22 protein-coding genes and 1 tRNA gene are annotated in these 23,313 nt (G+C 61.6%); 12 read left to right on the forward strand and 11 right to left on the reverse strand.

Annotated elements, in window-relative coordinates; genetic code table 11:
* The first annotated feature begins 412 nt into the window (after positions 1–412).
* The 5 genes from AC2FNA_RS16535 to AC2FNA_RS16555 all read left to right on the forward strand — a co-directional run bounded on the left by AC2FNA_RS16535 (position 413) and on the right by AC2FNA_RS16555 (position 5,151).
* Positions 413–904: an Lrp/AsnC family transcriptional regulator gene (locus AC2FNA_RS16535; RefSeq protein ID WP_496828383.1), complete on the forward strand. Its 492-nt coding sequence runs from the start codon at positions 413–415 to the stop codon at positions 902–904.
* A 161-nt stretch (positions 905–1,065) separates the two neighbouring features.
* On the forward strand, positions 1,066–2,208 hold the full coding sequence (locus AC2FNA_RS16540; protein WP_496828385.1) for a glycine cleavage T C-terminal barrel domain-containing protein: 1,143 nt from the start codon (positions 1,066–1,068) through the stop codon (positions 2,206–2,208).
* 29 nt (positions 2,209–2,237) lie between these two features.
* Positions 2,238–2,687, forward strand: coding sequence for an OsmC family protein (locus AC2FNA_RS16545; protein ID WP_496828387.1), 450 nt, complete (start codon positions 2,238–2,240; stop codon positions 2,685–2,687).
* Positions 2,688–2,708: 21 nt separating this feature from the next.
* Positions 2,709–3,509: an enoyl-CoA hydratase gene (locus tag AC2FNA_RS16550; RefSeq protein ID WP_496828389.1), complete on the forward strand. Its 801-nt coding sequence runs from the start codon at positions 2,709–2,711 to the stop codon at positions 3,507–3,509.
* A gap of 4 nt (positions 3,510–3,513) precedes the next feature.
* Positions 3,514–5,151 carry an acyl-CoA synthetase gene (locus AC2FNA_RS16555; protein ID WP_496828391.1) on the forward strand — a complete coding sequence of 546 codons (1,638 nt, stop codon included), beginning with the start codon at positions 3,514–3,516 and terminating at the stop codon, positions 5,149–5,151.
* Positions 5,152–5,338: 187 nt separating this feature from the next.
* On the opposite strand, the gene AC2FNA_RS16560 is transcribed toward AC2FNA_RS16555, so the two are convergent.
* Positions 5,339–5,764 carry an RrF2 family transcriptional regulator gene (locus tag AC2FNA_RS16560; protein WP_496828393.1) on the reverse strand — a complete coding sequence of 142 codons (426 nt, stop codon included), beginning with the start codon at positions 5,762–5,764 and terminating at the stop codon, positions 5,339–5,341.
* A 252-nt stretch (positions 5,765–6,016) separates the two neighbouring features.
* Between AC2FNA_RS16560 and AC2FNA_RS16565 the strand changes: the two genes are divergently transcribed.
* The 5 genes from AC2FNA_RS16565 to AC2FNA_RS16585 all read left to right on the forward strand — a co-directional run bounded on the left by AC2FNA_RS16565 (position 6,017) and on the right by AC2FNA_RS16585 (position 10,662).
* Positions 6,017–6,553: a DUF2478 domain-containing protein gene (locus tag AC2FNA_RS16565; protein WP_496828395.1), complete on the forward strand. Its 537-nt coding sequence runs from the start codon at positions 6,017–6,019 to the stop codon at positions 6,551–6,553.
* A gap of 370 nt (positions 6,554–6,923) precedes the next feature.
* Positions 6,924–7,433: a ubiquinone anaerobic biosynthesis accessory factor UbiT gene (ubiT, locus tag AC2FNA_RS16570; RefSeq protein WP_496828397.1), complete on the forward strand. Its 510-nt coding sequence runs from the start codon at positions 6,924–6,926 to the stop codon at positions 7,431–7,433.
* Positions 7,434–7,450: 17 nt separating this feature from the next.
* On the forward strand, positions 7,451–8,449 hold the full coding sequence (gene ubiU / locus AC2FNA_RS16575; RefSeq protein ID WP_496828399.1) for a ubiquinone anaerobic biosynthesis protein UbiU: 999 nt from the start codon (positions 7,451–7,453) through the stop codon (positions 8,447–8,449).
* A 5-nt stretch (positions 8,450–8,454) separates the two neighbouring features.
* The gene (gene ubiV, locus AC2FNA_RS16580) at positions 8,455–9,366 is read left to right on the forward strand and encodes a ubiquinone anaerobic biosynthesis protein UbiV (protein WP_496828401.1); all 912 of its coding nucleotides are present in this window, start codon (positions 8,455–8,457) and stop codon (positions 9,364–9,366) included.
* 6 nt (positions 9,367–9,372) lie between these two features.
* Complete coding sequence (locus tag AC2FNA_RS16585) at positions 9,373–10,662, forward strand: NnrS family protein (protein WP_496828403.1); 1,290 nt, start codon at positions 9,373–9,375, stop codon at positions 10,660–10,662.
* A gap of 427 nt (positions 10,663–11,089) precedes the next feature.
* Here the strand turns inward: AC2FNA_RS16585 and AC2FNA_RS16590 are convergent, their stop codons facing one another.
* The 7 genes from AC2FNA_RS16590 to AC2FNA_RS16620 are packed head-to-tail and all read right to left on the reverse strand — an operon-like array spanning position 11,090 to position 18,378.
* Positions 11,090–11,479 carry a RidA family protein gene (locus AC2FNA_RS16590; protein WP_496828405.1) on the reverse strand — a complete coding sequence of 130 codons (390 nt, stop codon included), beginning with the start codon at positions 11,477–11,479 and terminating at the stop codon, positions 11,090–11,092.
* Between the two features lie 11 nt (positions 11,480–11,490).
* Complete coding sequence (locus AC2FNA_RS16595) at positions 11,491–12,939, reverse strand: M81 family metallopeptidase (protein WP_496828406.1); 1,449 nt, start codon at positions 12,937–12,939, stop codon at positions 11,491–11,493.
* A 19-nt stretch (positions 12,940–12,958) separates the two neighbouring features.
* Positions 12,959–14,407, reverse strand: a complete 1,449-nt coding sequence (locus tag AC2FNA_RS16600; protein ID WP_496828408.1) for a M81 family metallopeptidase — start codon at positions 14,405–14,407, stop codon at positions 12,959–12,961.
* Between the two features lies 1 nt (position 14,408).
* Positions 14,409–14,930, reverse strand: a complete 522-nt coding sequence (locus AC2FNA_RS16605) for a TRAP transporter small permease (protein ID WP_496828410.1) — start codon at positions 14,928–14,930, stop codon at positions 14,409–14,411.
* Positions 14,931–14,934: 4 nt separating this feature from the next.
* Complete coding sequence (locus AC2FNA_RS16610; protein WP_496828412.1) at positions 14,935–15,909, reverse strand: TRAP transporter substrate-binding protein; 975 nt, start codon at positions 15,907–15,909, stop codon at positions 14,935–14,937.
* A 46-nt stretch (positions 15,910–15,955) separates the two neighbouring features.
* Positions 15,956–17,236: a TRAP transporter large permease gene (locus tag AC2FNA_RS16615; protein WP_496828414.1), complete on the reverse strand. Its 1,281-nt coding sequence runs from the start codon at positions 17,234–17,236 to the stop codon at positions 15,956–15,958.
* Positions 17,236–18,378 (reverse strand): NAD(P)/FAD-dependent oxidoreductase, encoded by a 1,143-nt coding sequence (locus AC2FNA_RS16620; RefSeq protein WP_496828416.1) that lies wholly within the window; start codon positions 18,376–18,378, stop codon positions 17,236–17,238. Before AC2FNA_RS16620 ends, AC2FNA_RS16615 begins: the two co-directional genes overlap by 1 nt.
* 96 nt (positions 18,379–18,474) lie before the next feature.
* On the opposite strand from AC2FNA_RS16620, the gene AC2FNA_RS16625 reads away from it, so the two are divergent.
* Entirely contained in the window at positions 18,475–19,077 is a 603-nt protein-coding gene (locus AC2FNA_RS16625; protein WP_234219897.1) for a helix-turn-helix domain-containing protein, read from the forward strand.
* Between the two features lie 329 nt (positions 19,078–19,406).
* On the opposite strand, the gene AC2FNA_RS16630 is transcribed toward AC2FNA_RS16625, so the two are convergent.
* Positions 19,407–19,483: transfer RNA gene (locus tag AC2FNA_RS16630), tRNA-Pro, on the reverse strand.
* Positions 19,484–19,611: 128 nt separating this feature from the next.
* Between AC2FNA_RS16630 and AC2FNA_RS16635 the strand changes: the two genes are divergently transcribed.
* Positions 19,612–21,213, forward strand: a complete 1,602-nt coding sequence (locus tag AC2FNA_RS16635) for a Na/Pi cotransporter family protein (RefSeq protein WP_496828418.1) — start codon at positions 19,612–19,614, stop codon at positions 21,211–21,213.
* Here AC2FNA_RS16635 and leuB read toward each other — a convergent pair.
* Together leuB and AC2FNA_RS16645 are read right to left on the reverse strand one after the other, a co-directional pair.
* The gene (leuB, locus tag AC2FNA_RS16640; RefSeq protein ID WP_496828420.1) at positions 21,210–22,313 is read right to left on the reverse strand and encodes a 3-isopropylmalate dehydrogenase; all 1,104 of its coding nucleotides are present in this window, start codon (positions 22,311–22,313) and stop codon (positions 21,210–21,212) included. The two genes, AC2FNA_RS16635 and leuB, sit on opposite strands and share 4 nt — an antisense overlap.
* Before the next feature lie 102 nt (positions 22,314–22,415).
* Positions 22,416–23,312: a LysR family transcriptional regulator gene (locus AC2FNA_RS16645; RefSeq protein WP_496828422.1), complete on the reverse strand. Its 897-nt coding sequence runs from the start codon at positions 23,310–23,312 to the stop codon at positions 22,416–22,418.
* Between the last annotated feature and the right edge of the window lies 1 nt (position 23,313).

The following is a 23,313-nucleotide window of genomic DNA, read 5'->3' on the forward strand; positions in this document are numbered from 1 at the left end:
AGGGCCGACGCTGCTTGATCGGTGGATCGGACATGCAACCGAGCGGAAACTAACCTCGCCTCGGGGACCATAAAAACTGGTCCCCGAACCCACTGACGGGTGTTGCGGACCCATCCGCGCGCGCTCTGGCGACCGAGGACGCTCTCAGGGCGCGCGCGGGCCAATTCAGTTCGACACAGCTTCTAAAGGTAGGCGCCGATCCCCGCGACGGCGCGCCTCCCGTCATGCCGCACAAAAACAGTGGCACCGTTTCACTGAGGGCAAAGTGTTTTGCCCCTCGCGGATTGATGCCGACCAGCGGTCAGCTTAACCTTTTCGTCCATGGCGCAAGTGTGATTCGGCGAAACGAGATGTCGGTTCCAAGATCCCGGTGCTGAATACTCTGCACAGGGCGAACACGGGTTCCAAAGAAATGAACAAATCTGGCCTCGACGCGACAGATATCCGGATTCTCTCTGCCGTGCAGAAACACGGTCAACTCAGCAAGACCAGACTGGCCGAGATCGTGAACCTGTCACCCACGCCATGCTGGGCGCGTTTAACCCGGCTCAGGGAGGCGGGTTACATTCTGGGCTATCATGCCGACATCGCGCTGGACCGGGTTGTGGATTTTACCCAAGTGATCGTCACGGTTTCACTGACTCATCACCGCAAGGCCGATTTCGATCGCTTCGAGGCCTTGATCAAAGGGATCGACGAAATCACCCAGTGTGTCGCAACCGGAGGCGGGATGGACTACGTGATGCACGTGTTCACCGCCAACCTCGCCGCGTTTCAGGATTTGATGGAGCAGCTGCTGTCGGCGGATCTCGGGATCGACCGCTACATGACCTACATCGCGACCCGCAGAATCAAGTCGCAGCCGCCCGGTGTCGCAATGCTTATAGCGCGTGCCGCGAACTGACATCGCGCGTCTGAACGGTCCGGATCGGGTGGGAAAACAGTCCGATCAGGCTGAGTTACACGCGTTTTTCAGACCACTATCCAGCCATCTCTCGGACTAGACACTCGTCAGTTTTCCACACCGGCCAATCACACCGGTCCCGTGCAAAAAAGGCGACAGACATGACCCAGGCAGACGATTTCGGCTTCGGCACCCAAATCCGGAAATCTCCTTATTTCGACGCCACCGTGCGTTGGGGCGCGAAAGGATTCTCGGTCTACAACCACATGTACATTCCGCGCGATTTCGGTAACCCGGAACAGAACTTCTGGAACCTCGTGAACGACGCGATACTGTGCGATGTCGCCGTTGAGCGGCAGGTCGAGATCACCGGGCCCGACGCGGCGCGCTTTGTTCAGATGCTGACCCCGCGCGACCTGACCAAGATGGCCGTGGGCCAGTGCAAATACATCCTGATCACCAATGCTGATGGTGGCATCCTGAACGATCCGATCCTGCTGCGGCTGGCCGAGAACCACTTCTGGATCTCGCTCGCCGACAGCGACATCCTGCTTTGGGCGCAGGGCGTTGCCGTGCATTCGGGCATGGACGTGACCATCGGTGAACCCGACGTGTCACCGCTTCAGCTGCAGGGCCCGAAATCGGGCGAGATCATGCGCGCGCTTTTCGGCGACGACATCATGGATCTCAAGTATTATTGGCTGCGCGAGGTGAACCTCGACGGGATGCCGCTGATCGTGTCGCGCACCGGATGGTCGAGCGAACTGGGCTACGAAATCTACCTGCGCGACGGATCGATGGGCGACGCGCTCTGGGAGCGGATCATGGCTGCGGGCCTGCCCTTTGGTCTGAAACCCGGCCATACCTCGTCGATCCGGCGGATCGAAGGCGGGATGCTATCCTACCATGCCGACGCCGACATTCACACGAACCCGTTCGAACTGGGCTTTGATCGTCTGGTAAACTTGGACATGGAAGCCGAGTTCATCGGCAAGGCGGCGCTGCGTCGTATCAAGACAGAGGGTGTTGCCCGCCAGCAGGTTGGCCTGATCATCGACTGCGATCCGTTCAGCGGGCCCAACACCACCTTCTGGGCGATCAACAAGGGTGGCGAAACGATCGGCAAGGTCACTTCGGCGGTTTACTCTCCGCGTCTGGAACGGAACATCGCGCTGGCGATGGTAGCGGCCGAACACGCCACGCTGGGAACCGAAGTCGAGGTCGTGACCAAATCCGGCCCGGCCCGCGCCACCGTGGTCGAACGCCCGTTCTACGACCCGAAAAAGCAAATCGCCGCTGCCTGAGCGCCGGATCCGGAACGGAGTAACCTGACATGTCCGACCTCGCGATCCAGCTGCACTGGCACCGGGCGACCCCGGTCTTGCAGACCGGCGCCTATTCGAACGCGCATGTGGTTCAATACAACAGCCAGTATGACGTCACCGTGGACTCCGCCCCAGACTGGGGCGGAGATCCCGCCAACACCAACCCCGAACAGGCCTTGGCCTCGGCGCTTTCGAGCTGTCACATGATGACCTTCCTGGCGCTTTGCGCCAAGGCAGGTTGGCCGGTGGCAAGCTATCACGACTATGCGGTGGCGCATCTGGGCAAGAACCCACGTGGGCAGATGTCTGTGACGCGCATCGACCTGCATCCGGTGGTGCGTTTCGACACCGGTTTCTCGGTCAGCGGCACCGAACTGGCGCAGATGCAGGAGCGTGCCCATCGCTATTGCTTCATCGCCAACACGCTGGCCGACAGCGTCGAAATCAACATCCTCTGACCTGCGAAAGTTCCCTGGCCCATGCAAACCGGCGATATCCTGCTGCGCGATCTGGATGCAAACGGCATCCTCCGTCTGACCCTGAACGACGGAGCGCGGCGCAATCCGCTCTCCGAGTCGATGCTTGTGGCCCTTGCAACCGCATTTGCCGACGCCTCAACCGATCCAGCAACACGGGTGATCGTGCTGGCCGCCGATGGCCCGGCCTTTTCGGCAGGTCATGACCTCAAGGAAATGACAGCCGGGCGTGAAAGCGCGGATCGGGGCCGCGCCTATTTCACCAAGGTCATGGCGATGTGCTCGGGCGTGATGCAGGCCGTTGTGAGTTGCCCCAAACCCGTTATCGCCGAGGTCGACGGCATCGCCTCGGCGGCGGGATGCCAACTGGTGGCAAGCTGCGATCTTGCCATCGCGTCGGACACCGCGCGGTTCAGCACGCCGGGCGTGCATATCGGGCTGTTCTGTTCGACACCCATGGTGGCGCTGTCGCGCAATGTCTCGAACAAGCACGCGATGGAGATGCTGCTGACCGGTGACATGGTCCCGGCCGCCCGCGCCGAGGCATTCGGGCTGGTGAACCGTGTCGTCACGCCCGAGGCATTGCGCGCCACCACGATGGAGATTGCCGCCAAGATCGCCTCGAAATCGCAGTTGACGCTCGCCACCGGCAAGCGTGCCTTTTACGCCCAGCGCGAGATGCCGCTGGCGCAGGCCTATGACTATGCCTCGCAGGTCATGGTCGACAACATGATGGCCCGCGATGCCGAAGAGGGTATCGGAGCCTTCATCGAGAAACGCAGCCCCAAATGGCAGGACGCCTGATCCCATGGTGCAGAACCCTTATAACATCGACCTGGACCGGACACCGGCGAACTATCAGCCGCTGACCCCGCTGAGCTTTCTGGAACGCGCGGCAACCGTGTTTCCGCAGCATATCGCGATCGTGCACGGCGCGCTGCGGCGCAACTATGCCGAGTTCTACGCCCGTTCGCGCAGGCTTGCGTCGGCACTGGCCCAACACGGGATCGGGCGCGGCGATACCGTGTCGGCGCTGTTGCCGAACACGCCGACGATGCTGGAATGCCATTACGGCGTACCGATGTCCGGTGCGGTGCTGCATTCGATCAACACCCGCCTCGACGCCGCCATCATCGCATTTCAGCTCGATCACGCGATGTCGAAACTGGTGATCGTGGATTCCGAATTCATGCCGCTGATGCAGGAGGCGCTGAAGCTCGCCAAGGTCGATCCGGTGTTGATCCAGAGCGTCGACCCGGAATTTGACGGCCACTCCACGCCGTCCGGCATAGACGACTACGAAGAATTTCTCGCCAACGGAGATCCGGAGTTTGCCTGGCTGATGCCCGAGGACGAGTGGGACGCAATCTCGATCAACTACACCTCGGGCACCACCGGCGACCCCAAGGGCGTGGTTTCGCATCACCGTGGCGCGTATCTGCTGGCGCAGGGCAATGCGCTGACCACGTCGATGAACAAGCACGCGGTCTACCTGTGGACCCTGCCCATGTTTCATTGCAATGGCTGGTGCTTTCCCTGGACGATGTCCGCCCTCATCGGGACACATGTCTGCCTGCGACAGGTACGGGCCGAACCCATCTGGGCCGCACTGGCAGATGAAGCGGTGACCCATCTCTGCGGTGCGCCAATCGTCATGTCGCTGCTGATCTCGGCCCCGGATGACATCCGACGGGCGCTTGATCATAAGGTACAGTTCTTTACCGCTGCCGCACCGCCCCCAGAAAAGCTGCTGGCCGACATGCAGGAAGCGGGTTTCGACGTGACCCATCTCTACGGGCTGACCGAAACCTATGGTCCGGCAGTGGTCAACGACTGGCATGCAAGCTGGTCCAACCTGCCCGCTGCGCAGCAAGCCGCGCTGAAGGCGCGGCAGGGTGTGCGGTACCTTCCGCTTGAAGGTCTGGACGTGCTGGATCCGGAAACCATGATCCCCGTGCCGCGTGACGGCAAGACCATGGGCGAAGTCATGTTCCGCGGCAACGTCGTGATGAAGGGATATTTCCGCAATCCCAAGGCAACGCAAGAGGCGCTGGCCGGTGGCTGGTTTCACTCGGGCGACCTTGGCGTGATGCATCCCGACGGCTACGTGCAGCTAAAGGACCGGTCAAAGGACATCATCATCTCGGGCGGAGAAAACATCTCCTCAATCGAGGTCGAAGAGGCGCTTTATCGGCATCCTGCCGTCGCTGTGGCCGCCGTGGTTGCCATGCCTCACGAGAAATGGGGGGAAACGCCCTGCGCCTTCGTCGAGCTCGCGCCAGGCCAACAGGCAGATGCGGACAAGCTCCGCGCCTGGTGCCGCGACCACCTTGCGCCCTACAAGGTTCCCGGGACATTCGTCTTCATGCCGATCCCCAGAACCTCGACCGGTAAGATTCAGAAATTCGTGCTGCGAGAGAAGGTCCGCGATTTGGTTCCAGTCTGAGCCGACCGGCAAGAGCCCGGCAGACCGGGTGCCTTGCGTTGCATGAAACCGGCTGACCGAGGGTGCCTCGCCTAGTGGGCACGCATCACAACGGGCAGACAGTGTCCTTGATGGCGCGTGCCGGCAACCGACGCGTTTCAATGGCCCCAAGCGGGACCGGGCGAAGGCCCGGTTTCCGCATTTTACCTCAAGGAGCGGACCATGCGCGCTCGGGTCGGTAGACGCAATCGGCCAGCGTACTGCGGTTGAGATCGGCAATGAAGGCCGCCTCGGCCTGCGCCAGTCGTCCCTTCAATCGGCAATGCGGCGTCAGGGTGCACGCCGCGCCGCCGGGTGAAAAACACTCGACTATCGCCTGGTCGGTCTCGAGACAGGCCACGACATCCCCCAAGCGTATCTCAGCTGGCGCCCGTGCCAGCATGGCGCCACCCCCGCCGCCGCGCCGCGTTTCGAGATAACCCGCCCCGGCAAGGGCAGAGATAACCTTGGCCAGGTGGTTGCGCGATACCTGGAATTCGGCGGCGAGATCAGCGGTACTCAGGGCGCGGTCAGGTGCTCCCGCCAGCCGCATCAGCACGCGAAGCCCATAGTCGGTGAATGTCGTGAGACGCAAGGTCGCGCTCCTGTTTTGGTATTTACAATGCGTATTAGCTCGGGGTATTCGGCAAATTAAATACCAATTCGTTCCTGAAAAGGCGAGTCGCCATCGAAAGGACCGGCCATGAGAGTCGATGCCGCCCCCGATAAGCGGGAGGAAGCCAGCGCCCCTATCGACCGAAATCCGACAAGGTATCGCCACGGGCATCGGGCGGGTCTCGGATCTCTCGTGTCCTGGGCGGGGCTGGTCAAGCAAAGGTAGACGATCATGAAGACACTGGCGGGTGTTTCGGCAGAGGGACGCGGAGCGACCGACCGTTTGCTGGCTGCCGTAGTCGCCCAGCTTCAGGTCGAAGGGATCAGGGTCGCCGGAGCCTTGCGCGCCCCGCTCACGGAAGGCGCGACAAGCCATTGCAACAGCGATTTGCACCTGCTGCCCGATGGGCCGATCGTCCGCATCACGCAGGAACTCGGCGCCGGGTCGACGGCATGCCGGATGGATGCCGGGGCGCTGGAACTGGCAGTGGGACTGGCAACCGCCCGGCTGGCGTCGGAAGGGGCCGAACTGGTTGTCCTGAACAAGTTCGGCCTCAGCGAGGCAGAGGGTCGCGGGTTCCGGGCCCTGATCGCCGAGGCCCTGTCACAGGGCGTACCGGTGCTGATTGGTGTCTCTGACGCCCACCGAGCAGCCTTTGCAGAGTTCGCAAAAGACCTGTTGACAACCCTGCGGCCGGACGAAGACACAATTCTGGCCTGGTGCCGCGCCGTGATTTCACGCGCCGCCCTTCCAGTCCGGGAGGCGTGAATGCGCAGTGCTGCTAAAGTGACCTCGACCGTTCTGGTGTCGGATGACATCCGGATAAGTCCGGGTCGGAAACGGCTGCGCCTTACCCACGTTGCCAGCCTCCTGACCGATGCCAACAGGCAGATGACCTTGGCAGGCGCAATGGCTTCCCGGCATCTCGGGGCTTGGACATGAGCGACACGAACGCATATGCCTCACCCCCCTGTATGGCGGCCGAGATCGACCCCGCCTATGTCCACCCGTTCGGGGTCAGCACGGCGCCAGCGCACGAGACCGCAAGCCCGCACCCGATGAATCCCAAGCCCGATGAGATACCGAAAGACCGGGCCGTGACGGAAACCGGCAGGCCGCAAAAAGGGAGAGCCGAGACATGACTGCCAACACAGGCACCGCCCCGCATCAACGCCTGCCCGGACAGGGCGCGGTGGCGCGGCTTTCGGCAATGCTGGTTCAACCGATCCTGTCGCGGGTAGTGCGGCGCGTCGCGGAACGTCATCCCACGCTCTTTGACAGGCTCGGACCGCATCAGACGACCGACTTTCTGATCGACCCAATTGAACTGCCTTTCGCGTTGCATCTGCGCCCCGACCCGCAGGCACTTGTCTTGCGAGCAGTCCCTCGCGATCTCGCACCAGCAGCAGGCGCGACGATTCGCGGACGGTTCATGCTGTTGCTGGAGCTGATTGATTCCGAGGAGGACGGCGATGCCGCCTTCTTCTCGCGCGATCTCGAAGTTACGGGCGACACCGAAGCGGTGGTGCGGCTGCGAAACGCGCTCGACGATGTCGACGGATCAATAGCCGAGGAAACCGCCGACATGTTCGGCGCTCCGGGTCGCGCTATCCTGACCCGGCTGCGCCGTTCCTACGCCTCGACCTGAAAGGAGACCGGCCGACCATGAGCCTTGCCGAACTGATCTGTCCCGCCGGCACGCCCGCCGCCTTGCGCACTGCTGTCGACGCCGGTGCCGATGCCGTCTATTGCGGATTTCAAGACGCCACCAATGCACGCAATTTTCCCGGTCTCAACTTTACCCCGGAAGAGCTGGCCGAGGCCGTGCGCTATGCCCATGCCAAGGGGGTGAAGGTGCTCTTGGCGCTCAACACCTATCCGCCGGCGGGCAAGGTCGACCTATGGCGTCAGGCCGCCGATACCGGTGCGCGGCTTGGGGTCGATGCATTCATCGTGGCCGATATGGGAGTGGCCGATTACATCGCGCGCACCCATCCCGACATCCGTCTGCACCTGTCGGTTCAGGCGGCGGCCTCCAGCCCCGAAGCGATCCGCTATTATTGCCAGAGTTTCGGCGTCAAGCGCGTGGTGTTGCCGCGTATCCTGACGATCCCCGAGATCCGTCAGATCCGCAAGGAAATCCCCTGCGAGATAGAGACCTTCATCTTTGGTAATCATGGGCTGATGGTCGAGGGACGTTGCAGCCTGACAAACTTTCTGACCGGGCAATCGACGAACATGGACGGCGTGTGCTCGCCCGCCTCGGATGTAGAGTATCTGCGGCATGACGACGGCTCGATGTCCTCGCAACTGGCAGGCTTCACCATCGACTGCTTCGGCCCGGATGAGAAAGCGGGCTATCCCACCATCTGCAAGGGCCGCTATACGGCGCCCCACCGACCCGAGGGCTATTACGCCTTCGAGGAACCGATCAGCCTCAACCTGTCACGGCTCTTGCCCGAACTGATCGAGGCAGGCGTCCATGCGTTCAAGATCGAGGGCCGGCAGCGGTCAAAGAGCTATGTGCGCAACGTGGTGCGCGCGTTCCGCACGGCCGTCGACGACATCCGCGCCGGGCGCCAGGCGAACATCGCCGATCTGGTCGCACTGACCGAGGGGCAAAAGCAGACCCAGGGCGCCTTCGAGACAAAGAAATGGCGGTGAGAGAGATGACCAAACTGACGCTCGGCCCGATTGCCTATCACTGGTCCGCCGAATGGCGACGCGATTTCTATGCCCGCATCGCCGACGAGGCCCCGATCGACGAAGTCTATCTCGGCGAGGTCATATGTTCCAAGCGCGCGCCTTTCCACGAGGCCGACCTGCCGGCAACAATCGGGCGGCTGGAACGTGCCGGCAAGACCGTGATCCTGTCCTCGCTGGCCGAGGTGATGCTGAAGCGCGAGCGCAAAGCGACCGAGGAGCTGGCGGCAATCGACACGCCCGAGATTGAAATGAACAACGCCGCTGGCCTCTTTGCACGCGGCAAACGTCCGCATCGCATAGGCCCATTCATGAACGCCTATAACGAAGCCACGATCGCCTGGATGGCCGGTCAGGGGGCGACGCATGTCTGCCTTCCGACCGAGATGCCGGCGGCGGCTATCGCCATCGCGACACAGGCGGCACGCGACGCCGGGTTGGGGGTCGAGGTGCAGGTGTTCGGGCGTGCCTCGTTGGCGGTCTCGGCACGCTGCTACCACGCCCGCGCCCATGGCCGGACCAAGGACAACTGCCAGTTCATCTGCGAGGAGGATCAGGACGGCATGCCGCTGCGCACGCGCGACGGTCGGCCGATCCTGCGCGTCAACGGCATCCAGACCCAATCCGAGAGTTATGTCACCCTGCTGCCCGATGTGGCGCAGCTGGTGGCAGACGGTGTCACCCATCTGCGCCTGATGCCGCAGGCGGTGGACATGGTCGCCGTGGCGCGGCTCTTTCGCGACGCGACAGACGATAGGCTGTCCGTGCAGGAGGCCGATGCACGCCTAGCGGCGCTGGTCGGAAACGCGGGCCTCAGCAATGGGTTCTATCATGGGGTCGCGGGCTATCGTCGGATCGCCATGGCGGCCCCTGCCTGAGCCGAAATGCACCAGCCGGCGGCCACTCCGCACCGCGCCATGTTTCTCGCTGGCGGGTTCTGGGCAATCGTCGCGGTCGCGCCGATCAGTTGGGATACGGGCATTGACCTGACACGTTCGCCCCTGGGCGATCTGGTGGCCTGGCACGCGCATGAAATGGTGTTCGGTTTCGCCTCAGCCATGTTCGCAGCTTACGCGCTGACCGCGATGACCAGTTGGTCGGCAAACGCGCGCCTTTCACCGACTGGCGTGACGATTCTTGTCGCGCTTTGGGGGCTATCGCGGCTGGCCGCCGCAGGTACGCTTGGGCAGGACCCCCGCCTGACGATGCCTGCGGCAGCGGCGTTCATGGCATTTGTGGCGCTTCTTCTCGCCCGCGCCGCCCTGCAATCGACCCAGGCAAAGGGGGCGACACATGCGATCTTTGCGCTGGCAATGACCGTGATGCAGATCGCGGTCCTGCTCGGCGTTACAGAGAGCCAGATCCCGGTGCTTGGCCTTGCGGCTCTGTTGTCTGTCGTTGGCGGGCGGATGGTAGCCGCCTTCACCTGGAACCAATTGGCCGCCACCGACGCGCAGAAACGACGTTTCGCCACGGCCAGGCTGTTCGGTTTGCCGGGAGCGGTCGCGATCCTTCTCGCGCTCTGGCTTGCCACGCGCGAAACCGCCTCTGGTTGGCTGGTTTTCTGTCTGCTGATCGCCGCTGCTTGCGAGGCGATGCGTTTCATCCTCTGGCTGGACCGAGAGGTTCTGAGGGATGGTTTGCTGGTCATGCAGCACGTCGGCTATTCTTGGCTGCCTGTCGGGCTGTGTCTGATCGCGCTCGACACCATGTCGGGTGCGGCGCTCCACGGGCTGACGGCTGGTGCCGTTGCCTGTTCGATCTTTGCGGTGGCTGCTCGGGCGGTCGCCCGTCGGGCCGACCGGCTGCGCCCGAACCTCGTCGATGGCGGAGGTTTCGTCTTGTTGTGGACGGCCGCAGCGCTTCGGGTTTTTGCCAATGTCGATACCGCGGGCCACGCGGCAGCGCCTGTCATCTGGTGCATCGCCTGGCTGGTTTTTCTCGCCCGGCATGGAGCGGCGCTTGCCGAGACGACACCCAGACCGGTGTTCAGCGGCCCCAAACGGCACAGGCAGCGTCAATCCGACCGACTGGAACGATCTGGCCACCGGATAGAAGACAGAGACACTATGATCGAAACGGGCGAGAAAAGACGCATAGGATGCGGCAGCAACGCGGCCTTGGACGAACGCCCCTCGCCCGAGATCCAAACGCAGGACTCCCGGCAAAAATGACGAGCGCGGCGAATGCGATGGCTAATAGGTGAACCCCGGACACCCATCATTTCGGGTCGCCGAACTCGCCAATCCTTGAGCCTGCCGCATATGCCCACGAACCGGTTTCGACGCTTGTCATGGCGCAACGCGGTCTTGCGTTGCTTCCAGCCGGTTATGCAGGCGCGTATACGTTAGCCTTTCAACGCTTCCCAGCCCCAGCCGGGGTCATGTCCGCAGCCACCGAGCCGCCAATCAAGGTTCGGCGGACTGCTCAGAACCGTTCGCACACCGATCAATCGCTGACCCGCCCTGCGGTCACGGACACGTTCAGTGGGTAGCCCCGGCGATCCGAGATGGCGCGCAGCCTTGTGTTCATGCCGCGCGACAGAAACCTATCGGTCCGCACCCCAGTTCATATCTGCCGGGACTGAAACGGCCTTTGGGATTATGCTTCGACACTGGCAACCGCTTCGATTTCGACCAATGCACCCGTAATGGCGAGCGCTGATGTAACGGTTGAGCGCGCGGGTAAATCCTTGCCAAATGCTTCGGCATAGGCTGCGTTGAACTCCGCGAAATTTGCGAGGTCCGTCAGCCAGACGGTGGTCTTTGCAACGTCGGCAAGGGTTGCGCCTGATTCAGCCAGCACCGCTTGAAGATTGGCGATAGCCTGGCGGGTTTGCGCGCCGACGCCGCCTTCGACCAGCTTAAAGTCGGCATCCAGGCCCAATGCACCAGAACAGAATATCAGATTTCCCACGCGTGTTGCGGGAACAAGCGGCACCGGAGCGCCATTGGGAAGGACGGGCGGAGTACCGATACGGTCAACTGCCATGGAACGCTCCTTTAGCTGAACGGGTTTTCTACCTTGGGCCAAAAATTTCCATCGCGTTTGGTGAACGGGATGATTGTCATGTCGGGCGTCACCGTTCCGGGCGTACGCACATGGATCACCTCGGGGCTGATGCGCTCGAAATTCTGGTAGAAGTGATTGGTGGATTTCGGGATCACCGCGCGCATTTCCGCCAGATCCAGCCCGAGATCGGTATAGACCGTGGGTGCAAAGTTCTGGGTGCGGATCGACGACACGATCAGATGGACACCATCTGCATCAAGCCAAACACCTGTCCCCATAGGCATGTCACTTTCGCCGAGCTTTTGCGTCATGCCCTCGCGGATGGCCCGGACGGTGACATCGAGATCGACGGCCTCGCCGGATTCCGCGCAAATCTTGCCACCTAGGCGTACACGCATCCGCGCGCCAACACCCGCATCCTGGCACATGGCCACCAAAACAGGATCCCAAAAGATGCCGTGGGCAATGTCCTTCATACCCCGCTTGAGGATTTCCTGCAGGAAATAGGTCGAGTCCGCAGGCGCGCCGCCGCCCGCATTGTCACCCATATCGGCGAGGGTGATCGGACCTTGGTTCGCAGCGGCAACGATATCGAGCGCCTGGCCGATGTCGGGGTAATCCATACGCAGGCCCTCGCGGATGTCCCAGAGCTTGTCGGCAAAATCCTTGGCCGTGGTGGCGGCTGCATCGGCGTTGCCATCGGCGATGACAAGTGTCTTTGCCCCCACATCGGCGACATCTGCCCAGGGGAAGCCATGAGCCAGTGAAACGGACAAGATGCCATCTTTGCCCTCGGCATCCTTCATAGCCTGCACATAGCTTTGGGCCGGTTCTTTCATCGTCTCGATGATCGTCAGCATCCTGCAGTCATACGCCTGCATCACCGGCTGCGTCTTGCCCTCGGCAGCGTCGGCGGCCATCAAGAACAGTTCGCGTGCACGGTCAGGCGCGTCGACATGCGGATATTCCTTGTAGTTGATGATGAGCGTGGCATTGTCGAGCATCGTTTTGGTCAGGTGGTTGTGCGGATCAAGCTCCAGCCCGATCACCTTGTTTGGCCCCATCAGCACGCGCGCCCGGGCCATCATATCTCCTTCGCAATCATCATAGCCGTCGGCCACCATCGCACCGTGCATCGACATCAAAAGCACATCGGGTTGATGCGCCTCGATGTCGGCCAGGATCTCGTCACGATAGCTCTCGTAAACCTCTCGCACGGTCGTGCCGGCAGGCTGCGCGACGGCACTGAGGCTTTCGATCACCTCCCAGCCTTTGCCCTCGGCCATGCGCCGCCATTCATGCAGTGGCGCGGTGAACAGATTGGCTGGCTGCCTGGTGGCCTCGCGTGTGACCATCGCCGCTTCAAAGGCATTTCGCCCCGTCGGCATCGGCGAGAAGGTGTTTGTTTCGGTCGCAAGGCAGGCGATGAGCAATTTCATGGCAGTCGTTCCTTGGGTCTCAGGCGAAGGGGTTTTCGACCTTCGGCCAAAAGTTTCCGTCGCGTTTGGTGAGGGGGATGGATGCAATGGCGGGCGTCACGGCACCAGGTGAGCCAACATGGATCACCTCGGCGCTGACGCGTTCGAAGTTCTGGTAGAAGTGGTTGGTGGATTTCGGGATCATGATCTTCAGATCGGCGATATCGAGCCCGAGGTCGGTAAAGACCGAGGGGGAATAGCACTGAGCGCGCTTTGACGAGAGAATGATATGCACCCCATCCGCTTCCAGCCAGACGCCGGTGCCAAGCGAGATCGACATATCGTTTACAGCCTGCGACATGTTCTCGCGAATGCCCCGCACGATCACATCAAGATCAAGCGCTTTGCCTGACGCCTCGCAGACCTTGCCGCCGAGACGCACGCGCATCTTCGCGCCGACGCCCGCGTCCTGGCACATGCCGACAAGAACCGGATCCCAGAAAAGCGCCAGCCCCACCTGTTTGAGGCCCCGCTTCAGAACTCCATGCAAGAAGAACGTCGCATCCGAAGGCGCGCCGCCGCCCGGGTTGTCGCCCATATCGGCAAGGGTGATCGGGAACACCGTTGCCTTTTCAACCCTGTCGAGCGCGGCCGGAATGTCGGGATAGTCGAGGCGCAGCCCATCTCGGATGTCCCAAAGTTTCTCAGCGAATGTCTGCGCTAGCTGCGCGGCTTTATCGGCATCGCCATCCGCAATCACCAGCATCTTCGCTCCTACATCGGCCACATCACCCCAAGGAAAGCCATGGGTGAGCGAGACAGACAGGATATTATCCTTGCCCTCGGCATCCTTCATGGCCTGGACAAAACTTTTGCCAGGCTCCGTCAGCGTTTTGATGATCGTAAGCATTCGGCAATCATGAACGCGCATAACGGGACGAGTTTTACCCGCGGCAGCATCGGCCACCATCTCGAAGAGTTCGACAGCCCGCTCCGCAGGGTCGATATGCGGGTATTCCTTGTAATTCACGATGAGCGTCGCGTTCTCAAGCATCGCCTTCGTGAGGTGATTATGCGGATCAAGCTCAAGCCCGATGACCTTGTCTGGCCCCAGAATGGCACGGGCGCGGGCCATCATATCTCCTTCACAATCGTCATAGCCCTCGGCAATCATCGCGCCGTGCATGTTGATGAGGAAGATATCAGGCTGCTCGGTCTTCAGATCGCCGAGGATTTCGTCTCGGAAACCCTCGTACACGATATGTGTGGTGATCCCCGCAGGCTGCGCCGCTGCCGTCAGGCTCTCGACGACCTTCCAGCCCCGCTCCTCGGCCATGCGGCGCCAGACATGCAGCGAGACGTTGTGCATGCGCGGCTCAGCCCGGCTCCCCTCTCGCGTCAACAGCCCCGCCTCGAAGGCAAGCTTCCCCGTGGGGATCGGCGAGAAGCTGTTAGCCTCGGTGACAAGCGAGGCGATCATCAGCTTCATGTCAATCCGCCTCGCGGCGCATCAGGGCGGTCCCCAGATTGGCCAGCAGATGCAAGAGGATCAGCCCGAAGCCAACCGGTATGGCTATGGCAAAGAAGGACATCGGGATATCAAGCGTCTCCGCGCTTACGCGGGCATTGCGTGCAATGTAGCCCGAGGTCACCTTTCCGTTCAGCCCATAGAGGCAATACCACAATATCGGAGTGATGAAGATCAATGCACCGATGGCGCGGATCACTGCAAACAGCCGCCCGATGCCATCCTCGCGCTTGCGTGCATCGGGAAACAGCGACGGATCGGCATGAATGCGAAAAGCGCAAGATGCGCCCAAAAGCCCTGCCCAGACCATGAGGTAGCGGGCCAGCTCCTCTGTCCAGGCCGGGGGTTGGTCGAGAAGATAGCGCGCTGCGGCCTGCCAGAAGGCGATCAGCACGAGCGCCGCCACCGTTAGAACCGCGCCCCAAAGCGCAACCCTGTTGAGGGAAGCCGAGATACGGTCCAGCCAGAAGATCACCGCGCGCATCAGTTCACATACCGCTCGCTGTTTTCCACGCGTCCAGCGCGCCTTCCGGCAGCGGAACCATATTGTGCAGAGGCTCACTGAGCGTTCTGAACTCGTTCCAGGCCTCTGGCGTCAACGTGGTTACCTCGATGCCAGCCTCGCGCAGTTTGTCGAGCTCGGCCAAGCGCGTGGCAAGCCACTCGCGGTTGGCCTTTGTGGCTGCCGCGGCGGCGTCCATCACGATCTTTTGCTCTTCTTCAGAAAGGCCTTGATACCAATCTTCCGAGACGATGATCGTGCGGCTGCCAAGGCCAACCTTAGCATCCGTGAAATATTTGATGAAGCCGGTGTGGCCGAACATCAGCGGAACCATGGGTGGGTTGAGGTAGCCATCGGCAATACCTGTCTGAAGCGCGTTTGGGACTTCGTCCCAAGCCACGATCGTGCCGTTTGTCCCCCAGAGCTTATAGACGCCGATCTGATTTTCATCGAGTGCGCGCATGCGCAGGTCGGCCATATCAGCTGCTGATTTCACGGGCTTTTTTGTGTTGAAAATCCCCGCAGCCGAGCCGAGAGCCGCCATACCGATCACGCGGACGCCTTGTGGTGTCGTGCCCGCATTGATCTTGTCGAGCATGCCATTCTCTAGGCCGCGATCAACCGTAGCCCAATCAGGGAAGAGATAGGGCAGCGTTGTCGGTATGATATGGCCGTCGAGTGCGCCGACGCCTTTCGTGTCTGAGAGCGAGACTTCCAGCAGACCCTGCTGGACCTGATCCATTTTCTCGGCTTCCGCACCCAGCGCGCCGCGCTCGTATTCCACGGCTTCCATGCCGTTGGCATTCAGATACTCCGAAAAGGTATGCGCCCAGACATATGTGCCCGAGTTTTCAAGATCCGTAGCTGAGTCGAGCGCGATCTTGACCTCTGCCGCAACAGGCGCAGCAAATGCGACGGCCAGCGCAAGGCTTGCAGCGCTCAGGTTGATCATGAATGACATTTCATTTCCTCCTCTGTTTGCCCCGTCTCCGCCGGGGCATGTGATTTCAGTTCCACAAGCCGAATGCACGGGGCAGAAAGAGGCTGATCTCCGGAACAAAGACCAGCACCCCAAGCACAAGGATCTCAACGATGACAAACGGGATGACCGCGCGGGCGAGCTGCCAATAATTCAGCCCTGTGACAGTCGAGACGATCAGCAGACACCCGCCCATCGGCGGTGAGACGAGGCCGATGGTCAGGTTGAAACAGATCACAATACCCAGGTGAACGGGGTCGGCTCCGTTCGCCAGCGCAAGGGGCGCGATAAGCGGCACCAGCAACGCCAACGCCATCGGGATATCAAGAAACATGCCTGCAAGGATGAAAAGCACGTTCATCGCAAGCATGAAGCCCACAGGTCCCAACCCCAACTCGGTGATCGACGCCGAGATCGCCTGCGGCACTTTTTCAAGCGAAGCCAGATGCCCAAAGGCCGCCACAGCGCTTAGAACGATAAAGATCGAACCGGTCAGCATGGCGGTGCGGCGCAGGCTTTCAAGGACGTCATCCACCTTCAGGCCCTCATAGAAGAGGGCGGCCAGGGCAGCGACAATGACGGCGACAGCAGCCGCTTCGGTCGGGGTCATCCAGCCCAACACGATGCCGCCCACGATGATTACAGGCAACAGTAAGGCAGGCAGCGCACGCGCGATGGCGGGCAAGACGGGCGGAGCCTCGCCCTTTTGGATACGCGGGTGGTCATCGCGAATGGCGTAAAATGCGTTCATCGCAAAAAGAGCGACCGCCAACAGCAGCCCCGGCAAAATGCCCGCAACAAACAGCGCCGCGACAGAGGTTTGCATGATCGCACCGTAAAAGATCAGGATGATCGAGGGGGGCACAATCGGTCCGATAATCGAGGAAACCGCGGTGATCGTCCCGGCATAAAGACGGGTATAGCCACGCTGCTCCATTGCTGGGACCAAAGTGTTTGACAGCGAGGCCGCATCCGCCACGGCGGAGCCACTGATACCCGCGAAGAACACTGAGGTCATGATGTTTACATGGCCCAACCCGCCGCGAATGCGCCCGACGATGGCCATCGATACGTCGATCAGCGCCTTGGTCACGCCGCCACGGTTCATCAACTCGCCCGCAAGTATGAACAGCGGCATCGATAACAGAGCGAAAACGCTGATCTGCGAAAAGACCTTTTGAGGCAGGATCGCAAGATAACGGGCGTTGTCTGTCAGAATGAAAGACACAACCGCTGCGCCGCCGACGACATAGGCAAGCCCAAGACCCGAGGCCAGTAGCACCGCCAAAAAGATAGGGACAAGCCACATCACGCGCCGATCCCCATGCGATTAGGCCGGATCGTTGACGGGTCCAGCCTTTCGGCTAGAACATGCGCCGGGATTGGTTGGCCCAAAACTTCGGCCGCAGCAAATTGCGCAAGCCCCGGCGCCGACTGGATGCCGTATCCGCCTTGGCCCGCCAGCCAATAAAATCCGTCTGCCCGCTCGGAAAAGCCCGCCACAGGGCATTTGTCGGCCACGAAACTCCGAAGACCCGCCCAAGAGCTCTCAATCCGTCTGACAGATAGGTTGAACGCGCGCTCGATCCGATCGACGCAGATTGCGATGTCCATCTCATCCGGCTGCACGTCGCAGGGCGGCTCGGGGTCTTCGTTGGCAGGAGAGATCAGCAGCTTGCCTGCATCAGGCTTGAGATAAAACTGCTCGTCAACGTCCACGACGAGCGGCATGCCCCTTACGTCAAATCCTTCTGGCGCGTCGATAATCAGCGCCGTGCGCCGTTTGGGTACAAGCCCGATCCGCTCGGCACCGGCCATCTGACCGACCTCATCGGCCCATGCGCCCGCTGCGTTGACGGCAATACCTGCCGAGAGATCGTGCTGGCCTGCTTTGATCCGCCAGATCGCGCCTTCGCGGGCAATTTCGGCGACGGCTGCATTTGTCAGCAACGTGCCTCCACGTGCCTTGAACTGTCGCAAATATCCCTGATGCAGCGCCGCCACATCAATCTCAGAAGTGCCGCTATCCCACATGGCGCCATAGGCGTAGTCATTGCGCAAGAGGGGCAATTTCTGACCAAGTTCATCGCCACCCAACCGACGCACGGTCGAGGCATCGGCTAAATCGGCTTGCATTGCATCAAGCGCGGCGGCCTGATCTGCACGGGCCACAAATGCGGCATCAATCGGCGTCAAAAGCGGGTGATCGCAGAACCCTTCTGGCGGGTGTTTGAAAAACTCCAGCGAAGCGCGGGTCAAGGCGCGGATCGGCTGAGGGCCATAGATCGGCGAATAAACCGCCGCGGAACGCCCCGTGGTGTGATATCCGGGTTGGTTTTCCTGCTCGATCAGAACGACACGCGCAGAGGCCGAAAGCTCGGTCGCGACAGAGGCTCCTGCGATACCGGCGCCAATGACGGCGATTTCAAATGTGTGCTTGCTGACTGACAAATCCTGACCCTGGCTTGGAATCGTTTTCTTTTGCTTGGAAAGAAGGGTACAATATTTTCCAATCGGAAAACAGTGAAATTTTCCAATAGGAAAAACATGCAGAAACTACTCAAAAGCCTTGAACCGAACGCAACGGCCACCGAGACCGATCTTGGAGCGCGCGTGCGGGAGATCCGAAAGGCGCGGAAATGGACCTTGAAAGAGGTGGCCGAACGGACCGGCCTTGCCATTTCAACGATTTCCAAGATGGAGCGAGGCGAAATTTCCCTGACCTATGATAGGTTCATGCGTCTTGCCCAAGGGCTTGGTCTCGATGTGGGCGAACTGTTTGACTCTCAAGCAGAAGGCTTTGCGCATGGGACGGTATCGGTCACGCGCGCAGGTGAAGCGCCTTTGCACCGCTCGGCGACATATGACTACGACATGCTCGCCTCGGACGTGACAGGCAAGCATATGGTACCAATGGTTGGCCACATCAAAGCCCATAGTTTTGAGGCGTTCGAAGATTTTATTTCCCACCCGGGCGAAGAGTTCATCTACGTCATTGACGGGGCAGTTACGGTCCATCTTAAAGGGAGGGCGCCTGTCGTGCTGGAAAAAGGCGATAGCATCTATTTCGACAGCGGCCTCGGCCACGCCTATGTCTCGACGGGCGAGGCGGACGCGACGGTCTTGGGTGTCTGCTGGAAACCGGGATAGTCTTTCGTTTCTCCGCTATCCCCTGGGGGCGGGTCATGGCGCAGTTCGGATACCATGGAATACGCAAGCTTGAAGCGGTTGAATTGGCACATCGACCGCCGCCTGTTTGAGTCCGTCGGGAGCATTCCACCACCAGCGGCCAAAGCAAACTACTTTGCGACTCCGGCGAGCTCAGATGTGTGCGTGAATAAGATCAAGTAGCCTCCGGCAAACCGGTTCGACCCGACATGCCCTCCGCATTGAAACATTTCCGGCGCGGGTCCATTCTAAAACGTTGCTGGTAACGTTGTGGCTGGTTTTCGGGAGAGGCCTGATGGTTCTGTTTTACTTGGTCGGAGTGAGAGGATTCGAACCTCCGGCCCCTGCCTCCCGAAGACAGTGCTCTACCAGGCTGAGCTACACTCCGACCGTGGCGGGTGATCTATACCCGCCCTCTGCGACATGCAAGAGGGATTCCACCGCAGCAGTTTGAAAAACATCGACTTGTCCCGGCGCCAATCATTGGCAAGACTGCGGGTCCGGAGAGCTCAGGAAATGGTCGGAAATCTCTTCTACCTGATTGGTGGCATCGGCATGTTCCTGCTGGGAATGGAGTTGATGACAACTGCCTTGCGCGATGCGGCGGGCAGTCAGTTGCGCGGCGTGCTGACGCGGTTCACCACCACCCCGCTACGCGGTGTGATGACCGGCGCCGCCGCGACGGCCGTGGTGCAATCCTCCAGTGCCACGACAGTCATGACGGTGGGATTTGTCGGGGCAGGGCTGATGACGATGCCGCAGGCGTTGGGCATTCTTTACGGGGCCAACATCGGCACGACCGCAACCGGCTGGTTGGTGTCGCTGCTGGGCTTCAAGCTCAAGCTTGGCAATCTGGCGCTACTGCTGTTGTTTCCGGCAGCACTTGCCGATCTCCTGGCGCGTGGACCGCTGGCACGGGCCGGACGCACGGTCGCGGGATTGTGCTTGTTACTGATCGGGCTCGACCTGATGCAATCGGGGGCAAGCGACCTGACTTCGTTTCTGACGCCCGAGAGCCTGCCGGGAAGCGGACCCGGAGGATTGCTCCTGCTCGTGGGATTGGGGGCAGCGGTGACCATCGTCATGCAATCGTCCAGCGCGGCGATGGCGTTGGCGCTGGTGATGCTGTCGGGGGGCGCGATCACGCTGTTGCAGGCAGCCGCAATCGTGATCGGCATGAATATCGGCACCACCTTTACCGCTGTTCTGGCCTCGACCGGTGGCTCGGTGCCGATGCGACAGACCGCGTTGGCCAACCTGATCTTCAACATCGTTACCTCGGTTCTGGCCTTTCCCACATTGCTTCTGCTGCGCCCGGTCTTCGATGGCGCAACGCAGCTGGGTGACGATCTGAGTGTTCTGCTGATTTTTCACACCGGGTTCAATCTGGTTGGAACCGCGCTGTTTCTGCCGCTGACCGAGCGCTTTGCCGGGCTGGTGGCGCAGCTCTTGCCCGAACGCGAGACCGAACAGCTGTTCGTTGCCGACCGCAGCCTGCTCAAAGACGCAAACGCCGCGTTGCTGGCAGCGCAGTCCGGCGCGCGGACAATTGCCGAGCGGTTGTTTCTCGCTCTGGGTGCCGGGTTATCCCCCGCACCCGATTACCGGCCCATCGCGGCACTGACGCCGTGCGCGCGCGCGCTCGAGGATCTGCGCGCCTTTCTGTCCGAGATCCGGCTGCCACCCGATCGCGCTCAGGATATCGAAACCTTTTCGGACATCCTGCACCAGATCGACCATCTGACCCGGTTGCTGGATCGGGCGCGGCAGACCGGCAATATCGACACCCTGCTGCATGACAGGTTATTGCGGCGCTCTGCCCTTGGGGCCGGGTCGGCGCTGCGGCGATCTGGCGGGGCGGTGGGCGGGGTGCCCGAAGGAAAGCGGCTGGAGCGGTTGCGTCTCTTGATCGCCGCGCGACGCAAGCGCCATCGCCGGGCGATGATGCTGGGCGAACATGCGGGGCTGTTTGCGCTGGATCAGGTCTTTGCCCATACCGACGCGATGCGCTGGCTGGACCGGGTATTGCACCATGCCGAACGGGTGGCGCATTACCACCGCGCAGCGGCGGCACGATTGCCCGCGGCAGACGCGCCGCCGCGGGCAGAAACGGATTAAAGGCTGGCGTCCAACTTCGCCAGGATCGCGGCACCCATTTCGGTGGTCGAAACCGGGGTCACGCCCTCTTCGCCCAGCAGGTCGGCGGTGCGCACACCGTCGGCCAGAACCTGTTCGACTGCCGCTTCAAGGCGGTCGGCCTCGGCACCCTGGTCAAAGCTGTAGCGCAACGCCATGGCAAAGCTGAGGATACAGGCGATCGGGTTGGCCTTGCCCTGACCGGCGATATCGGGGGCCGAGCCGTGCACGGGCTCGTACAGCGCCTTGGGGCGGCCATTGGCCATCGGTGCGCCCAACGAGGCCGAGGGCAGCATGCCAAGGCTGCCGGTCAGCATCGCGGCACAGTCCGACAGGATGTCGCCGAACAGGTTGTCGGTCAGGATCACGTCAAACTGTTTCGGCGCGCGGACCAGCTGCATGGCACCATTGTCGGCATACATGTGGCTGAGTTCGACCTCGGGATACTCCTTGGCCACGCGGGTCACCACCTCGCGCCACAGGATGCCCGATTCCATCACGTTGGCTTTTTCCATCGAGCACAGCTTCTTGCTGCGGCGCATCGCCAACTCAAAAGCCGAGCGTGCGACCCGTTCGATCTCGCTTTCGGTATAGCGCTGGGTGTTGATGCCCACCCGCTCGTTGCCCTCTTCGAAGATGCCGCGCGGCTCGCCAAAATAGACACCCGAGGTCAGCTCGCGCACGATCATGATATCCAGACCGGCAACGATGTCCTTTTTCAGCGACGAGAAATCGGCCAGCGCGTCGAAACACTGGGCCGGACGCAGGTTGGAGAACAGGTCCATCTCCTTGCGCAGGCGCAGCAGGCCGCGTTCGGGTTTGACGCTGAAATCGAGATCGTCGTATTTCGGGCCGCCCACGGCGCCCAGCAGCACGGCATCGACCTCTTGCGCCTTGGCCATGGTCTCGTCCGCCAGCGGCACACCATGGACGTCATAGGCGGCACCGCCGACCAAGTCCTCGCTGACGTCGAAATTCAGGCCGCGCTTGTCGCCGAACCAGCCGATGATCTTGCGCACTTCGGCCATGACTTCGGGGCCAATTCCGTCACCGGGCAGGATGAGGAGCGAGGGATTGGACATGGAACTCTCCTTGCGTTTCGTCGCAATGGCCCTAGCGCGCCAGAGGCGGGCGGTCAATGTGGCGTGGGTGGTCCGCGCTGTCCTGACATGGGAAAACGGGATTCAGAGGGGTGCGACCAGCAAGCCTGCGGCCAATAGGTCCCAGACCCGGCGGATTCGGGGGGTCAGCCGCATCGCCTGCGGTGCGGCGAGCCACATTTCGAGCGGCGGCACCGGCAGGTCAAAGGGCAGCACCTCGACCAGCGGATCGGCGGCGACGATGCTGCGTTGCCCAAAACCGATGCCGCACCCGGCCCGGATCAACTGCCAATAGGCGCTTTGATTGTCGCAGCGCATGGCAAAGCTGTGCCGCGTCACCGGCCAGCCCAGCGCCTGCATCGTCTTGACGATGATCGGGTCCGCGTCATAGCCAACCAGATCGAAATCGAGCAGATCCTCTGCCCGCGTGGGACGGCCCTTGCGCGCCAGATAGCTGGTGGCGGCGCAAGCACAGAGCGGCACGTCACCGATATGGCGGGCAACGATATCCACCTGCCGGGGCCGGTACATGCGCACGGCGATATCGGCGGCGCGAAACAGCAGGTTCTCGGTGGTGTCGCTGGGCACCAGCTCCAGCTCGATCGCGGGTTCTGCGGCCCGGATATCCGCCAGGATCGGTGGCAGGATATGATGCGAGGCAAAGACCGAGGCGGTGATGCGCACGGTACCCGCCAGCGACTGCGATTGCCCGGCCGCGGTGACCGAGATCGCCGTCATCGCCCGATGCGCCTGCTGTGCCAGCGGCAGGATTCGGGCGCCCTCGTCACTCAGCTTCAGGCCGCGCGCATGCCGGTCGAACAACGACAGGCCCAACGCCAGTTCCAGCGCCTGCACATGTCGGCCCAGGGTGGGCTGGCTACGATCCAGCTGCCGTGCCGCCGCCGACAGAGAGCCGGTCTCGGCCACCGCCAGAAAGCTCTGGATCAGGGACCAGTCGCCAATATCCGAGAGTTCATCCATT

This window comes from Ruegeria sp. YKSD163 (assembly GCF_059612905.1).

Bases quoted from the DNA above. Each gene is read 5' to 3' on its own strand.
- AC2FNA_RS16535 (WP_496828383.1), top strand. From the start codon at position 413: ATGAACAAATCTGGCCTCGACGCGACAGATATCCGGATTCTCTCTGCC.
- AC2FNA_RS16540 (WP_496828385.1), top strand. From the start codon at position 1,066: ATGACCCAGGCAGACGATTTCGGCTTCGGCACCCAAATCCGGAAATCT.
- AC2FNA_RS16545 (WP_496828387.1), top strand. From the start codon at position 2,238: ATGTCCGACCTCGCGATCCAGCTGCACTGGCACCGGGCGACCCCGGTC.
- AC2FNA_RS16550 (WP_496828389.1), top strand. From the start codon at position 2,709: ATGCAAACCGGCGATATCCTGCTGCGCGATCTGGATGCAAACGGCATC.
- AC2FNA_RS16555 (WP_496828391.1), top strand. From the start codon at position 3,514: ATGGTGCAGAACCCTTATAACATCGACCTGGACCGGACACCGGCGAAC.
- AC2FNA_RS16565 (WP_496828395.1), top strand. From the start codon at position 6,017: ATGAAGACACTGGCGGGTGTTTCGGCAGAGGGACGCGGAGCGACCGAC.
- ubiT (WP_496828397.1), top strand. From the start codon at position 6,924: ATGACTGCCAACACAGGCACCGCCCCGCATCAACGCCTGCCCGGACAG.
- ubiU (WP_496828399.1), top strand. From the start codon at position 7,451: ATGAGCCTTGCCGAACTGATCTGTCCCGCCGGCACGCCCGCCGCCTTG.
- ubiV (WP_496828401.1), top strand. From the start codon at position 8,455: ATGACCAAACTGACGCTCGGCCCGATTGCCTATCACTGGTCCGCCGAA.
- AC2FNA_RS16585 (WP_496828403.1), top strand. From the start codon at position 9,373: ATGCACCAGCCGGCGGCCACTCCGCACCGCGCCATGTTTCTCGCTGGC.
- AC2FNA_RS16590 (WP_496828405.1), bottom strand. From the start codon at position 11,479: ATGGCAGTTGACCGTATCGGTACTCCGCCCGTCCTTCCCAATGGCGCT.
- AC2FNA_RS16595 (WP_496828406.1), bottom strand. From the start codon at position 12,939: ATGAAATTGCTCATCGCCTGCCTTGCGACCGAAACAAACACCTTCTCG.
- AC2FNA_RS16600 (WP_496828408.1), bottom strand. From the start codon at position 14,407: ATGAAGCTGATGATCGCCTCGCTTGTCACCGAGGCTAACAGCTTCTCG.
- AC2FNA_RS16605 (WP_496828410.1), bottom strand. From the start codon at position 14,930: ATGCGCGCGGTGATCTTCTGGCTGGACCGTATCTCGGCTTCCCTCAAC.
- AC2FNA_RS16610 (WP_496828412.1), bottom strand. From the start codon at position 15,909: ATGTCATTCATGATCAACCTGAGCGCTGCAAGCCTTGCGCTGGCCGTC.
- AC2FNA_RS16615 (WP_496828414.1), bottom strand. From the start codon at position 17,236: ATGTGGCTTGTCCCTATCTTTTTGGCGGTGCTACTGGCCTCGGGTCTT.
- AC2FNA_RS16625 (WP_234219897.1), top strand. From the start codon at position 18,475: ATGCAGAAACTACTCAAAAGCCTTGAACCGAACGCAACGGCCACCGAG.
- AC2FNA_RS16635 (WP_496828418.1), top strand. From the start codon at position 19,612: ATGGTCGGAAATCTCTTCTACCTGATTGGTGGCATCGGCATGTTCCTG.
- leuB (WP_496828420.1), bottom strand. From the start codon at position 22,313: ATGTCCAATCCCTCGCTCCTCATCCTGCCCGGTGACGGAATTGGCCCC.
- AC2FNA_RS16645 (WP_496828422.1), bottom strand. From the start codon at position 23,312: ATGGATGAACTCTCGGATATTGGCGACTGGTCCCTGATCCAGAGCTTT.